6 protein-coding genes and 4 pseudogenes are annotated in these 15,942 nt (G+C 57.7%); 6 read left to right on the top strand and 4 right to left on the bottom strand.

The features are described 5' to 3' along the window. Positions 1–574: 574 nt before the first annotated feature. Together M3A49_RS40260 and M3A49_RS40255 are read right to left on the bottom strand one after the other, a co-directional pair. Complete coding sequence (locus M3A49_RS40260) at positions 575–1,321, bottom strand: 4'-phosphopantetheinyl transferase family protein (protein ID WP_266233754.1); 747 nt, start codon at positions 1,319–1,321, stop codon at positions 575–577. 134 nt (positions 1,322–1,455) lie between these two features. Beyond that, entirely contained in the window at positions 1,456–1,761 is a 306-nt protein-coding gene (locus M3A49_RS40255) for a hypothetical protein (protein ID WP_266233755.1), read from the bottom strand. Between M3A49_RS40255 and M3A49_RS40250 the strand changes: the two are divergent. Then, positions 1,674–2,515, top strand: a pseudogene (locus M3A49_RS40250) (IS5 family transposase); the annotation flags it as partial. The gene M3A49_RS40255 and the pseudogene M3A49_RS40250 sit on opposite strands and share 88 nt — an antisense overlap. Before the next feature lie 374 nt (positions 2,516–2,889). Here M3A49_RS40250 and M3A49_RS40245 read toward each other — a convergent pair. Next, positions 2,890–4,202, bottom strand: a pseudogene (locus M3A49_RS40245) (IS110 family transposase); the annotation flags it as partial. Between the two features lie 1,229 nt (positions 4,203–5,431). On the opposite strand from M3A49_RS40245, the gene M3A49_RS40240 reads away from it, so the two are divergent. Next, complete coding sequence (locus M3A49_RS40240; RefSeq protein WP_254344743.1) at positions 5,432–5,890, top strand: hypothetical protein; 459 nt, start codon at positions 5,432–5,434, stop codon at positions 5,888–5,890. Between the two features lie 15 nt (positions 5,891–5,905). Here the strand turns inward: M3A49_RS40240 and M3A49_RS40235 are convergent. Beyond that, a protein-coding gene (locus tag M3A49_RS40235; RefSeq protein ID WP_254358161.1) for an IS5 family transposase occupies positions 5,906–6,660 on the bottom strand; the annotation gives its coding sequence in 2 pieces (ribosomal slippage) (positions 5,906–6,312 and positions 6,312–6,660; 756 coding nt in all). Positions 6,661–6,770: 110 nt separating this feature from the next. Here M3A49_RS40235 and M3A49_RS40230 point away from each other — a divergent pair. The 4 genes and pseudogenes from M3A49_RS40230 to M3A49_RS40215 form a co-directional block, all read left to right on the top strand. Beyond that, the gene (locus M3A49_RS40230; RefSeq protein ID WP_254358162.1) at positions 6,771–13,283 is read left to right on the top strand and encodes a non-ribosomal peptide synthetase; all 6,513 of its coding nucleotides are present in this window, start codon (positions 6,771–6,773) and stop codon (positions 13,281–13,283) included. Between the two features lie 35 nt (positions 13,284–13,318). Further along, positions 13,319–14,671: an MATE family efflux transporter gene (locus M3A49_RS40225; protein WP_266233752.1), complete on the top strand. Its 1,353-nt coding sequence runs from the start codon at positions 13,319–13,321 to the stop codon at positions 14,669–14,671. A 4-nt stretch (positions 14,672–14,675) separates the two neighbouring features. Further along, positions 14,676–14,804: pseudogene (locus tag M3A49_RS40220) on the top strand (IS6 family transposase); the annotation flags it as partial. 242 nt (positions 14,805–15,046) lie between these two features. Further along, positions 15,047–15,571, top strand: a pseudogene (locus M3A49_RS40215) (IS110 family transposase); the annotation flags it as partial. Positions 15,572–15,942 lie beyond the last annotated feature (371 nt).

Genomic DNA, 15,942 nt, shown 5'->3' with positions numbered 1-15,942 from the left:
ATCGCTGGCTCAGGCCCCGGCCGTTCCACTTATCCCGCTGTCCGATTTTGCGCGGCCACCTCTCTACAAGGCGAAACTCGCGGGCCGCGACTGCGTGATCGCGGATGTCTATCCCGCGGAAGGCGGGACGTCCACGACGGCGATGACCGAGTAGGGCGCTGCGCTGGCGTTCACCGCTGCGCCTGCTGGGTGTCTTCCGTGCAGGGACGATGCAGTTCCGTAAGGGACAGCATTTCGCGCTGCTCAGACATCAGATGAACGCGGCATATCATCGTGCCGTGCTCAGGAACGTTTCGCCACATGGCATGGTTGGACTGTCCCTATCGCATCCGACAAAGCTATCTAATAAGGATAATTATGTTTCTTCGATAAAGGTAATCCACGCCCGCTTCTTGACAGTGCCGCCACAACCCCTCGTCCTCTCGGGAGCCGCCTCGGCCGCGAACGCAAGGTCATGCTCGTTGGCGAACCCGTGCTTCTACGGCTCACGCCAAATTCGCTTCGCGCCAGACAAAAACTTTGATCAGAGTAAAGTTCTGAAAGCGCTCAACCTGCATTGCGACTACGCATCCGACTAAGCGACATCGCGCGACCACGCGACACATGCGGCATAACCGCTCAGGGCGCGAAGCCAAACTGCGTCGAGTTTCGCAATCAAGTCGCGATTGCATACGCTCTCCTCGCTAACTGCGATACTTGGCTCGTGCTGCCTGTCTCCAAGTACAGAAAACCATGTCATGCCCCTTCCGATGCCGACGCCAAGTGTCTTCAACACCGCTTCCTTTGCTGTCCATACGTCATAAAACGCGTCGGTTCGCCTGTACATCGGCAAAGCGGTCACTTGTGCCTCGTCGCGCGGCGCAAATACCGCTGATGCCAGCTTCCTCCAGTTGATGTCTTTGCGAGCAAATTCGATATCGACACCAACCCTCCGTCGCCGGCCAATTGCGATCAGAGCATACTGCTCCGAATGCGAAACGTTAAAGTCGAGTTGTCCACCGGACCCGCCTTGCATCGACTTATCGAGACGGGGCCGTCCGCCGGTGTCTCGCTCGAAACGCAATTCACTGGCCTCCGAATCTGTTCGTTCCGCGAGCAACTGACGCAGCACGACGCGCGTCACCGCACAACGCAGCGCATCGTCGCGGCGCCGGAAGCCCGCGACCTTCGCACGCTCATCGTCCGAGAGCGGAGCGAATGCGGGACTGTCGAGCATGACGCGAAAATCGAAACTGACGCAAAATATTTCAATATCTGCTGGGGAGGGACGCGGTGGAGCGAGCTCGTGCACATTGAAAGCCGAAGTTGCAGGGACGATCATCAATTCACTCCGTGAGTGACGGTAACAGGCAGTTCCTGTGCGATTATGCCGCGCGAGGAACAGAGGTGCTCAAGCCCGAGCCGAACTGCCCCGAATGGATGTTACTGGCCAGTTCATCGAATGTGTGTCGGTTTTCAGTCGGAAAAATGGGCGTGCTTTTCCTGAAACAGGTTGCGGATCACGTGCGTTCGTTTAGTCAGCCGATGAAATTCGGTCGAGTCACGAACGGTTTTGCGCACGGGTTTAAACGATATCGAGATGAACCCCATGAACATGACACACCAGCGATTGACGACGCCGTCCTCGCGCTCCTCTATTTGACATCGCACGACCACAGCCGGCATTGTCACCCATTGCTCGAGGGGATGTAACGATGTGGATTGACCCTGATCTTTTCGCTGCAGCACCGGAATCCGAGGTGGGCGCTCGGGGCCACCCATGCATCTATGCGGATGCGCTCGTGCAGATGCTGTTCGAACTCAAGCAGGTCTTTCTTCTGCCGCTGCGCGCACGGCAAGGCTTCGCCCAGAGTCTGCGCAAACTTGCTTTCCCGAGCCTGCCCGTGCCGAACTACACGACGTTGAGGCACACGGACGGTGAAGGTCGCGCTGCCGGCACAACGCCCAAAGACCCCTTGCACGTCGTGCTCGACAGTACCGGACAGAACGGCGAAGGCGAGTGGAAGGTGCACCAGCATCGCTGGTCCAAGCGTCGCACCTGGCGATGGACGCGAACACCGGACAGATCTGCGCTCCACTGAGGACTCGTCAGGACGAGGGCGATAGCGAAGTGTTGCCTGATTTGCTCGACCAGATTCCCGCTGACATGGCAATCGACACCATCGGTGGCGACGGCGCCTAGGACACCAAGGCGTGCCATGCGCGGGTTGCGGCGCGCGGAGCTGCCCCGTCGATTCCGTTGCCTGAGAGCGCGACCCCTTGGCCGGAGAGCGTGCCTGGCGCAATGCCGCCATCGATGCGATAGCAGAACGCAGCAGACGTGAATGGAAGCTCGTAAGTGGCTACCAGCGTCGCTCGCAGGCTGAGACTCTGATGTACCGGCTCAAGCTCCTCACGGAGCTCTTGCCTGTGGGCTCGCGAGATTGGTTCCTAGGCAACCGAAGTCTCGATTCGTGCGGGCGTGCTCAACCGCATGGCGGCACTCGCCCGCCCGCAGTCCGTTCGAATTGCCTGAGATCGAAAACATGGGGATCACTTCGTCCTTACGTTCGACTCACGACAACGCCTATCCGCATCGTCGGCAAAAGAGAGCCTCACGTGATCCGCAAACTGTTCAAGGAAAAGCACGTCCAACTACGCACTATTTAGAGGGTAGCTGCATTCCCTCTCGGAAAAGCGGCCCCCGAAGAACGGAGCGTGCGACTTTCACCGCACTCCGCTCGCGCACAGCATTAAGCGTCCCGCTGACGTCGGTCTCGCCGAGTTGCACGAACCTTCGAAACCTTCGCAAGCGTCACATCGTTGATTCGCCTCATCGCTGAGACGAGGGGCGCTGAACCGCACAAGGACGGTCTCGTGAGAAACATTAAAAATACCGCGGATTTTCAGGGGGGTTAGGACGGTCGGGGTGATCTCGAAGCCGAGCGCGGACGCGCGGCGCTGCTGCGCTGCTGTTGCTGCTCCTCGTAGCGCTGCTGCCCCTGGTCGACGAAGGCCTCACCACGCGTGAGCATGAAGTACACCATGCGCGCGAGCTTGTGGGCGACGGCCGTATTGGCGCGCGGCTTGTCCATGCGCGCGCAGAGGCGCCGGTAGAATGCACCCAGCGCAGAAGCGATGCGCGACAGACTCATGGCCGCGATCTTGAGCGCCTGGCGCACGCGGTTGGTGGAGCGCCGCGTACGCGCGCTGAGCACCTTGCCGCCGCTGATCTTCGTGCCGGGGCACAGCCCGAGCCATGAGCAGAAGTGCTTGACGTTCGCAAAGCGGCTCAGGTCCGGGCCGATTTCCGAGAGGATCGTCATCACGGTGGTGACCGACAGGCCGTTGATGCGCGTCAGGTCCACACCCGCCCAGCGCGCCAGCGCCGCACGCGCATCGAACTGCGGGGCGTTCTTGCTGCGCCGCTTGCCGGGTCCATCAAGGGGGATGTCGTGACGTCCAAGGGGTACCAGCAGCGCCTCAATCTTCGCGTCGCACTCGAGGATGCGCTGCGCGAGGCTGTCAAACATCGCCAGCGCCTGCTGCAGCACGAACAGGTGTTCCTCGCGCCAGTTGCCCGTCAGCGCGCGGACGATATCTTCTTCGCTGCGCCTGACCGGAGTATGACGATGGCTGGCCAAGGCCTTCGGGTCGCGCTCGCCGGCTACGATTGCACGGAAGATCGCCTGGCCAGTCGCACCCATCACATCCGTGAGCACCTCGGTGAGCTGCAGGTTCATCTGCACCAGCGCCTTCTGCATGCGCAGCCCCCAGCTGGCCTGCTCGGTGAGCAGTACCTCGCGCTGACGGACCACCGCGCGCACCACGCAGACCTCGTCGCCCGGGCGCCAGGCCGCCCGCAGCAGGCCCAGGCTCATCAGCTTCTGGAGCCATTGGCAGTCGTCCACATCGCTCTTGCAACCCGGAACGTACTTCATCTGTCGCGCGTCGACGAGTCACACTGTCAGCCCGCGCTGCTCCAGCACCTCATGTGCGGGTATCCAGAATACGCCGGTCGATTCGAGGGCGACCGTATCAACCCCGCACGCGAGCAGTCAGTCCGCCATCGCGTGCAGATCGTCGGTCATCGTGCCAAACTCGCGCACCGGTTCATCAGCCACCCCTTTGGGCACCGCGACCCAGTGACTCGAGCCGCCAATATCGATCCCCGCCGCATTCGGAAAGACTTCGGGACTGTCTTCGTGCTTGCGCATCGCCATCGCTGACCTCATGATCGTGGGTGGACGGCAGCGCCATGGGATGCGTCGAAATTGACTCGATCTCGTGAACGGGATGCAGCTCGCGCTGCTCACCACTGTCGCCGACGAATCCCGGACCATGCTCTCAAGCGGGCTCACCTGATGGCGTGCCGGCCACAGGTGCGCACCATTGGACGGTCGGTCATTGCGGCGCTGCCGTTCACCTGTATACCTCATCCCTGTTTCTCCGCGAACGCCGGACCCGGCACGGGGTTGAAATGCTCTCAAGCTTCCCCTCGATGAATCTCAAACGTGGACCTGCGACAACTGCACCAGGCGGAAGTCTGCACCCTTTCGGGTTAGGGCAAAGTTCGAACCCCTATGCAGGCCATTACAGCCCGCCATTCGCTTTCTCCGCGTTCTCATACCCGCTCCACCAACAGCTCTCCTTACGAGTTGCCTGCCATTCCACAATGTTCCGCGAGTTTGGCGGTGAGTCGGGTTTACCACGTTCCCGTTCCTGCCGCCCCGATGTTCTGGGCCTGTCCGGTTAGTGCCTGTCTATTCCCCGGTAGCGCTATGACGACGTGTTCCCGTTGCATCAAAGGGACAACCGGCTACATACCTTTTGGTTTGGGCCTGACAGCCGCTTTGGCCCATTTGACGTCACGAGGTTTATCAACAGTTCACCTATGTTGCACATACGGAACTTGCCTGGCCTTCACGCCGCACTGCGGCTAGCAGCGTCATCCCCAATCTCGTCGCCGAGACGGGGTGTCTTGCGAAAAAGACGTTGTTCCCGGAGCTCCACACGCAATCGTTACCAATCACGCATGTCCAGGTAGGCAACTGTTGGTCGCACAACAGGTCGCAGCATCCGTCGTTCATACTTCAGCGATGGAGGTGCGACAAGACAGAAACGAGCTTTGCTGCCCTGTACTACCTGATGATTTGACACGCTGCGGGCAGCAGCACGTGTCGCACGATGCACTCGTCAGTAAGTTCGTCGCTTTGATCGGCACTCGTCGTGGCAATTCGTGATGTTGCATATCCAACATTGTCAGGTATGCAACACAGCCAATTCCACAAACGATACTTCGCGGAAGATCCCGCAAGCGTTTTGGAGGGTGAGTGCCCATCAATCATCCCGATCAGCAATGTGTTGGGAGTTATCTCTCCGGTGTGTCGTGGCGTTGGCTCAACTATTGCATCTGCTGTCGGGGGGAAATTGAAGCGGGAGGTAACGGAGCATGAACACGAAACCAAAGCCTCACGAACCACAGACAAGATCTGCAAAAAATGACAGTCGACATGCTATTGCGGCGTCCACTCAAGGTACCGCGCTACGCGCTATTAACGAACCGGTGCTCCGGATCAACAGTTCCATTCCGTTCCCTGAGCAGGAAGTTTGTTCCTGCGTTGCTGTGCATTCCGACGAACGATGTATCTCACAAAGAAAGATATCAAGGGTCCTGCACAGAATGAAGCTGTGCGGCGAAGTGAGCAGCATGGAGGGCCGACGTCAACGCGACGGTCAGGACGACGTAGTCGAGCAGAGGCATCGAACCTTCCAACCCCATTATACGACTGTTGAATACTTCCGAACTTATGCTACTGGAGCGTCGAGTGTTGAAGAATCCTTCAATTCTTCTGGCGCTTTGCTTTGTTTTTTATATTTCAGCATGCAGTTCGAAACCTTTATGAAGTGAATTCCTTTATGCGACTTATGCCTCATGAATGTCAGCGCGACGTTCGAAGCGAATACGTAGACGGCGGAAATTATGCAGCCAGGCATGTGTACGTTCGACGACCCATCGGACTTTTCCGAGGTCACTGCCATGCGGGTGGCCGCGCCGCGCGATGCTGGTGGGAATACTGCGTTCGTGGAGAGCGCGTCGGTATTTGTCGTGATCGTAACCCCGGTCGGCATAGACGCAGCCAGGGCGGCTCAAAGGCCGCCCGCGCCTACCGCCGATCGGCACGATGGCCTCGATCAGCGGAACGAGTTGGGTGACGTCGTTACGATTGGCGCCAGTCAGGATTGCCGCGATCGGCGTTCCGTTGGCGTCGGTGGCGAGGTGGTGCTTGGATCCGGGTCGCGCTCGATCGGTGGGGTTCGGGCCAGTTTTTCGCCCGCCCCAACCGCGCGAATCGATGACGAATCCACGATCACGCGCGAGAAGTCGATCTTGTCCACCGCTCGCAATTTCCCCAGAAGCACTGCGTGCAATCGATCCCATACGCCGGCTTGCTGCCAATCGCGTAGCTTGCGCCAGCAACTGACGCCGGAACCGCATCCCATCTCCGCAGGCAAGTCCCGCCACCGGATACCGGTCTTCAGCACGAACAAGATGCCAGTCAGTGCAGCCCGATCCGGCACCGGCTTGCGGCCCGGATACTTGAAGCGGCGTGGCTTCGCTGGTGGTAGCAGTGGCTCGATCAGTGCCCACAGTTCGTCATCGATGATTGGTTTGCCCATCTCCTCGATCCTGTTGTCACGACGATCGAGGTTAACAGGTTGCGTTACGGGTTAGCAGCCCCTACGAAGCCTTTTTGAAACCGCTTCTTAGGCGAGTGAGCGAGATTTAAATGAAAACACTATTGGCAGTGGACTACTTTTGTGATGTGGCACGGCGTTATCCGCAACATATAGCAGCAAGGCATGGCAGCGAGTCGGTAACTTATCGGGAGCTTGATGAGCAGTCCAATCGCATCGCAATGGCGCTGACCGAGCGCTGTGGCCGCGAGGCGCCCGTCATCGGCGTGCTGATGGAGCGAGGAATTGATTTATTGGCTGCGATGCTTGCCATTTTTAAGATTCGCGGTACCTATATGCCGCTTGATCGCCAGTATCCAGCGGAACGTTTGGATTACATGCTGGAGAAGAGCAAATGCTGCCTGCTGCTGACCGCCCGTAACTGCTACGAACAGGCGGCGTATTTGCAGGCAACCAAACCGGAACTAGTGCTTCTTGATATTGAAGAAGCGCAAGAATCTCGCGCGGCCTTTGTCGGGCTCAGAGGCAAAGGCAGTGATCTTGCCTACGTCATTTTTACTTCGGGTACCACCGGTCACCCAAAGGGCGTAATGATTGAACAGCGGAGCTTCATCAATCACTTGCACGCTAAAGTCCGCGATCTAGAGATCAGTAGAACTGACCAGGTGGCGCAGACTGCATCGCACTGTTTTGACATTTCTCTGTGGCAGTTTATGGCGGCGCTGCAAGTGGGGGCGTGCACACAGATCATTGATAGAGACGTCGTATGCGATCCGTCGCGGCTGCTGCTTGAGTTGCGCGAATGCCAAGTATCGGTCATTCAATTTGTGCCCTCGCTACTACGCTCGTTTGTGGCCGAAGTCGAATTGATCGATGCACGCGCGCTGCCGGCGCTGCGCAGGATTTCCACCGTCGGGGAGGCATTGCCGCCCGACGTATGCCGACGCTGGCTGGCGATGTACCCGTCTATTCCCATCCTCAACCATTATGGACCAACTGAATGTGCCGACGGTGTCACGCATGCGCTGATCTCTAACTCTCCGGCGGAAGGTCAGGCATTTATGCCAATCGGGAAACCGATAGACAATCTGCAGATCTATGTGGTCAGGCCAGATGCTGCGGCGCTGACGTTTGTTGCGTCAGGTGACGTAGGCGAACTTTGTGTAGCCGGCGTTGGCCTTGCGCGTGGTTACATTAACGACGACGCGCGTACCGAGCAGGCTTTTGTGGCTAACCCTTTCAGCGATAAGCGCGGATATGATCGATTATACAAGACTGGTGATCTCGTGAGGCTGCGTGAGGATGGCTTACTGGAGTGTCTCGGAAGAGCAGATCGCCAGGTCAAGCTGCGTGGTTACCGTATTGAGCTAAACGAAGTGGAAGGTTTGTTGGGGTTACATGCAGCAGTCGAGGCCGCGGCCGTAGTGGTGCATTACCCCGCTGACAATCGGGTGAAACTGACGGCAAGGGAAACACTGACTAGTCTAGGGGAAGCGGAAAGACTTCCGCGCCTCGTGGCCTTCGTCAAGCTTCGAGAGGAGGTTACACGGAGCGCTTTACGCGAACACATGTCGCGTCAGTTGCCTGACTACATGCTGCCTGATCTTTTCTTCGAGATGGCGACATTACCATTAAACGCCAATGGCAAACTTGATTACAAACAATTGCCTTCCCCGGAAAGTTTGCGTCCTTTGTCCGATGTGAAATATCTGGAGCCCACTGACGGTGTTCAGGTTCGGTTGTGCAGGCTGTTAGCCGAGATACTGCATCTAGACCGGCTGGGGCGAAACGACAACTTTTTGCTGATGGGCGGTGACTCGCTGCGCGCCATGCTTGCGATCAACCGTATTCGGAGCGAATTCGCCTGCGAAGTTTCGGTGGTTGACCTGTACCATTGCTCAATAGATGAGTTAACCGAACTTCTGGCCGAGAAAGAGGGTGGGAATGAGTCGCTTCCCGCCATTGTCGCCAGTCGCCGTGGTGAGGGCGGAGAGGCTCCGGCCAGCCACATTCAAAAACACTTATGGTTTTTGTGGAAGCTTGATCCAACAGCATCCAACTATACCTTGCAAGCGGCGCTCGAATGCTGCGGAGAGCTTGATCGAGATCGCTTTAGTCGGGCTTGGGATGCGGTGGTGCAGTACTTCGACACACTGCGCATTCGATTCGTCGAAAAGAGTGGCAATCCATATTTGACCTTCGATTCACCGCCGAAGGGTAGTTTGCGCTTTATAGACCTTTGCGGCGACCAACCTGCCCCCAGGTTGGCTGAATTGAAGGCGAGCGAGTTTCAACCGTCCTTTGATCTCGCCGCAGGCGCACTGTATCGCGCACTACTAGTACGAGAGAGATCAGACCGGCATGTTGTCATCTTTACCACGCATGAAATCATTATGGACGCGTGGTCGCTTTCGGTGATGGTGCGCAAACTGCGTGAATTTTACAAGGCGGGAGTCAGTTCAGAGGACGGTATCAAAGCCGAAATTTCGTTCGAGGATTTCGCGAAATGGGAGTCTGAGCAGTTTCGATCGGACTGCTGGGCGCGACAGCGCTCGTACTGGGCACAACAGCTGTCGGGTGAGTTGCCGGTGCTGACCCTGCCTTCCGATAAGCCTCGTCCGAGGCGGATGCGTTACACCGGTAAGTCATACGCCATACAAATTCCGGCTCTCGCGGCGTCCAGACTTCGCGAACTTGCGGCGGACAATCGCACCACGCTTTTCAGCGTGTTACTGACGACTTTTTACGCTTTATTGAGAGAGTACAGCGGACAGGACGATATCATCGTCGGCACTCCGAATGTAGTGCGAAAACAGTCAGGTACGGAAAAGCTGTTGGGGTTCTTCCTAAACATGTTGCCGCTAAGGGCGAAGATGGATCCTGACAAGTCATTCATCGAACATCTGGCCACGACGCAGCAAACTGTCATCGGTGCTGACTTCAACGCGGCATATCCATTCAGTCGGATGTTGGAAACAGTTGACGTGGTACGTGGAAGCAATTTTTCCCCCGTATTCCAGGCGATGTTCAACATGTATTCGGAGAAAGCAGAGCTAATTTCTGAGGGGCAGGACGATGTGTCAATTGTCGCACGCGAATTGGAGAACGGTTATACGAAGTACGATCTCACTCTTTACTGTCAGGAAGAGGGGGACGGCATCTACCTGCAGATGTCCTATTGCACTGAGCTGTTCTCCGACGAGCTCGTTTCAAGAATGCTGCTCAACCTGCAGCAAATTATTCAGGTGATCATTGCGGCGCCCGCGGCGCCGCTGGCAGAGCTGGATCTGCGGCACCCAGCTGAAAAGGATTTTCTTAAGCGTTACAACGGAGGACGGCTGGCTTATACAGGCGCTAGTACGCTACGCGAAATGTTCGAAGCGCGTGCCAAAATGTCGCCAGTGGATACTGCTTATTTCTGGGAGCGCGGCCGCATTTCGTATGCTGAGTTGGATGGTGCAGCCAACCGTTTTGCTAACAGACTCGCAGCCGCCGGTGTTGGTGCCGGCGACAGGGTGTTGCTTGGCATTGACCGCGGCATTAACGCGTTGATCGTCATTCTAGCTGCGATCAAGCTGCACGCAACCTACTCGGTGATCGGGGCAAATTATCCGATAAGCCGCATACTTGAGATTGCCAAAGATGTCGCTCCCAATGCCTTCGTTGCCACGCCGTTGCAGCGGGAAGCATTTCGTGACAGAGGGCTGGTTTTACTGCCGTCGGAGGAAGTTGCACACGGCAATGAGGAGACAGATGCCGCCCCTTCGCCATCTTGCTCGCATGAAGTGCTGCAGGTCGTCTACACATCTGGCTCTACGGGAAAACCGAAGGGCGTTGTGGTTCCCGCTACAGCATGCATAAATCGTTTGCACTGGATGTGGGGGCAATTCCCATTTCAGGCAGGTGATGTCTGCGTAGTGCAGAAGTCGGCGGCGCTGGTTGCTAGTCAATGGGAAATCTTCGGGCCACTCTTACAAGGCGTTCCTAGTTTGCTGCTGAGTCAGCAAGAACTGCAAGATCCATTTCTGCTGCTATTGCAGCTAGATCGTTACCGGGTAACGCATCTGTTGTGCTCGCCACCGTTGATCACCGGCATTTTGACGGCACAATTGACAGATGGACGGTCGGTTTCAGATTTGCGGCTGGTCACCTCAAGCGCTGAGGTGTTGCCACCGGAGTTGGCTCGGCGCTTTCTCGAGGCGTTCCCGCAGGCCCGTCTGTTCAACTTCTACGGCTCCTCCGAGTGTAGTTCGAACGCCGCTTGGGGGGAAGTGTGCGAAGTGGGCGCTGATGAACGGACTGTCCCGATCGGTAAGCCGGTGGCCAATGTCGGCATAGCCGTCGTAGATGACAAGTTGCGGCCGGTGGTTCAAGGTGCGGTGGGGGAGATCCTGGTGACGGGTGACTGCCTGGCGAGTGGCTACCATGACAGCAGGGAGTTGACAGCCGAGCGATTTGTTGCTAGTTCGGTGCCAGAGTTGCAGCCTTTCGGAACTGTGGCTTATCGCACTGGCGATTTGGGGCGCCACCGTGACGACGGCCGCCTGGAGTTCCTCGGAAGGCGCGACAACCAAATCAAGATCCATGGCTTGCGTGTTGAACTGGATGAGATTTCTCACGTCTTGGGAAAATGTCCTGGGGTCGAGGAGGCCGCGGTGCATTTGCACCGCGCTGCGGATGGCGAGCCGCTGTTGACTGCCTACGTGGTGGGCACTGAGGCGAAGCTGCCGTCGACAGACGATGGGTTCAGGCAAATGCTCCGTCATTCGCTGTTGCCCCACAGTATTCCCCGTTCATTTGTTCGCTTGCGGGCTTTGCCTAAGCTGCCGGGCGGTAAATTGGACCGTTCCCGCTTGCCGTTGCCACGGCAAACCGCGGCGGGCGTATTCGCGCCGCTGGTCACCACGACCGAGCATGCACTGGCCGCGGTTTGGCAGGAAGTGCTTGGTATGTCGATGATTGGTGCGGACGCGCATTTCTTCTCACTGGGTGGTACCTCTATGCTGAGCGTGCGCTGTGTGGCGCAGGCGGCCAAGATGGACATCCGCTTTTCTGTCAGCGAGTTGTACGACTATCCAGTCTTACGCGAACTGGCTGGGCTGATCGATGCCCGCTCCGGCGAACTGGTGCACCACGATGGCGATATCGACGGTGGAGTGGAAGTAACGCCTACGATACGCTTCATGAATCGGCGCATGGGTTTAGACGAGCATTTCAACATGTGCGCGATCTGGCAGGACGATAGCTGCCGTTTGGATCCGGCCATATTGGAGTCCGCTATCGTCAGGTTGGCGAAAGACTACCCACTGGTGCGCACCAGGATCTCTCGAGATGACGATGATCTACGCTTCCATACCGGAGTCGGAGCGTTGCATCTGGAGCGAGTTGCATTGGGCTCCTACTCAGAGCTCGGTGATTGCACGCGAGAGGTATCTGGTATCGCTGAGAAAGCGCAATATGCATTCCGGTTCGATGGTCGTACCTGGATGTCGCGTTTCCAATTGATCGAGGCGGAGGTCGGTGGGCGACCGTACAGTTGGATTTTTATCATAATTCATCATTTCCTGGTCGACGGCTATGGGTTCCGGCTCCTGCTGGAGGAAGTAGAACGCTACTATCTGGCTATAGAGCATGGCCAAGCGCCGGTTCCCGCATTCAGTGGCCGCGCGCAGTTGAATCGATGGGTGAAGGCGCTGCGCGAACATGTGAGCGGTTCGTTGGACAGCAACGTTGCTTATTGGCGAAGCCGGCCATGGGAGCTGCTGCGTGAGGATGGTGCAACAGTCCTCGAGGTTGAGCCAGTCGATAGTGGCGCTGATGCCAGCCGCCGCTTGTTCGAGATGCTACATACTGGGCAGATGCACAGTGATGCTGCTTTCGAGACCTTGTGTGCGCGCAAGGGGATTCGCTATCTGGACCTGGATGCGGAATCGACAAAGATTCTGCTTGATCTGCATCCGGATCGGCACGGCTTTGACGCGTTCGACGTCATCCTATGCGCCTTGGCGGAGGTGGCAGGAAAGGGCAACCAGCGACGAGGGCTGTTTCTGGACAACATGGACATGCTGCGCACGCCTATCCTGCCGGGTCAGGATCTGTCGACGGTTATGGGCTTTACCGCGGAGCTTGTCCCGCTGGCCATCGTTTGTGAGGGGCGACTCAGTGTGGCGGAACGTCTGAAAGCGGTGCGTCGTCAGCGCAATTCGGCACGGATCCATGGCATTGGGCTACGGGCGGCTGCGTATCTGCTGCCGGACGATCAGGCGAAGGCGCTGGTGGATTTCGACTGGCCGCGTGTTGTCGTCAACTATCGCGCTGTGTTAGATAATCTTCGTACGCGCATGCTGCTCGGCCTTGCTCAACCGACGATCTGGACGGGTGATGGGATGGGGCCCAACCGTCATCACACGTTGCGGTTATATATCGATAATGTGGACGGTAAACTTCGTATCCAGATGCATTGTGCGTTGCATTGCTTTTCCGCAGAGGAGGCGAACATGCTGGGACGTCAGTTGCTGCATTGTCTCGCGGCTTATGCCGGATGCCTCAGGGACAATCAGGAAGATGTGGACGCAGCAAGGTTGAAGGACGGGGCCACAGTATGAACACGCCAGCAGTCGCGGCATCACGGATGCAGTCAATGGCCCACGATCGACTGTTGCCACTGATCTTGCGGCTGGCTTTTCCGTCCGTCATTGGCGTCACTGTCAGTGCTGCTTATCAGTTTCTCAACGCGTATTTCGTGGGGCGGCTCGGAACAGCTGCACTCGCGGCGATGGCATTGTCGTCCCCGTTTGCAATGTGCATCACGGCAATAGGCCAGATCTTCGGTGCAGGGGCCGCGTCGTTGATTGCTCGAAGCCTGGGACGTGCCGACGATCACTCTGCCAACGATTATGCATCGCACGCGTTATGGTTGGCGATGGTAATTGCTGGGATTGCGGCTATCGCGGGCTGGCTGGCGGCTCCAAGATTGCTGGCATGGCAAGGCGCTGGACCATCGACTTTGCCACTGGCGGTGGATTATCTTCATTGGCTGCTGCTGGGCTATGTGGCAGTGGTATTCAATATGGTCTGTGGTTTCATCGTGAGAGCGGATGGCAATACCGTGCTCAGCATGACGACCCAAGTTTCATCCTTCGCAATGAACGCGGCACTCGACCCGGTGATGATTTTCTGGTTGGGGCTGGGCATCGAAGGGGCTGGCATCGCAACATTTCTGGCCCAGTTGTGCGGCTTAACCTTGTATTGGCGACATTTTGCGGGCAGGCACGGCGCCATCGTCTTATCATGGCCATCGGTGGGACGCTGCTGGTGCCGGCTGGCGAGCATCGCCCGCATCGGCCTTCCGCCAGCGCTCAATACGCTGCTCGCGGTAGGGGCCATGTCCATGCTCAATGGGTTCGCTGCTCGCTACGGTGAGGCATCGGTGGCGGCGCTAGGTTTGGCCAGCCGCTTGGCGATGCTGGCGGTACTTCCGCTGTATGGACTGTGCAGCGGGGCGCAGTCGGTTGTTGGGTTTAATGTCGGCGCAGGTAACTGGACACGGGTGGCGCAAGCGGTTCGGACTATGGTTGCCGTCGCCCTAACGTTCGCCGGAGTCTATGCCGGCTGCGTCGTGTGGCACGCTAGAACCATCATCGGCTGGTTTGCGCACGAGTCGGCGACGATAGAGATTGGTAGCCGCGCGATCTTACTGTTCCATTGTGCGTTGCCGGTGTTAGGGGTGCAACAAGTCTGCCTGCTTTTCATGCAGGCCAAGGGCGACGCAATCTGGGCAACGCTTGTAGCGGTACTGCGGCATGGCGTGTTTCTGATGCCCCTGATGGCCTTGCTGCAGCAGGCTTATGGGCAAGACGGCCTGTTGTTCTCGGTAGCGGCTGCCGATATGGCAGCGGGTCTTATCGCTAGTGTTATTCTATACAGTGAAATGCGGCAGATCGACAAGGCCTCCCGGCTCTGTCAGGTTAATGGAATGGGGGCGGTAGAATGACATAATGAAGAAGACAAAACCGCTTTATCATGGTCATCGCTTCCTGAGCCTGCGCGACGTCGAGGAGTTGATGCTCGAACTTGGTGTTGTGGTCACTTACGAGACGATCCGCTGCTGGTGCGAGAAGTTCGGCGCTCGATTCGCCAGGTACAACATCCCTGAAATAGCTTTAACTATCTGGATCGAGATACGGGGCCAGCAAACTGACCACCAAGTCAGTGGTTTAAGCTCGCCGGTGCCAGGCAAGGGCTCCCAGCGGCCGGTGTGGCTGCGAAATGCGCACGTGTAGATGTTGCGGCCGACCTCGGTGAGGCGAGCCACGGTATCGATCGTGTCGTCGCGTTGCATCTGGATGAGCAGGTGCTTGCCGTAGGGCGTGGCAAGAACGACGCAGCCGATGCCGCTGCAATCTGTGAAGCGGTGACTCGCCCGAGCATGCGTTTCGTGCCGCTGAAAGACGAACACCAGCAAGCCACGATCTGCCTCCATCGGACGCGGCAGGGTTTTATCGAGGAACGGACCGCGACCTACAACCGTGCACGTGGCCTGCTCTCCGAATTCGGCGTGGTGCTACCGCAGAGCCCGGAGCGCTTGCGAAGAGAAATCCCGGCTCATCTGGATGCCTTGCCCGGCTGGGCCAGACGATGCATCAGTGATTTGCTTGAGCACGCCAGCAACATCGAAGCCCGGCTCGCTGAATACGACCGCGCAATCAGCGAAATCGCGAGAGACGACGGGCGTAGCCGGCGACTTATGCATTTGCGTGGCATTGGTCCGACCACAGCAAGCGCATTGCTTGCGAGCATCGGCGCTGGACACGACTTCAGAAACGGCCGACAGGTGGCCGCGTGGGTCGGCCTCACACCAAGCCAGTACAGCAGCGGGGGCAAGACACGGCTAGTCGACTGCGTCATTGAAATGGCACTGGTCGAATTCGCCGCGATGGATCGTCATACTTCCATTTAATCGGCTTGGGATTCTTGTAGTGGGTAGCCGCATTCCCTCTCGGAAACGCGGCCCCCGAAGAACCGTACGTGCGAGCTTTCCCCGCATACGGCTCGAGCACAGCATTAAGCGTCGCATTAACGCCGGTCTCGCCAACTGCACGAGCCCTTCGCAAGCGTCACATTGTTGACTCGCCTCATCGCTGAGACGAAGGGCGCTGAACCGTAGTGATACCGGGTCTCTCACAAGCTTCCCCTCGATGAATCTAAAACGTGGACTCGCGACAACTGCACCACGCGGAAGTCTGCACCCTTTCGGGTTAGGGC

Source organism: Paraburkholderia sp. CNPSo 3076, assembly GCF_026343935.1.
Lineage (GTDB): Bacteria > Pseudomonadota > Gammaproteobacteria > Burkholderiales > Burkholderiaceae > Paraburkholderia > Paraburkholderia nodosa.
Note: the sequence above shows the minus strand (reverse complement) of the source record. Positions and strands in the feature narration are given on the sequence as shown.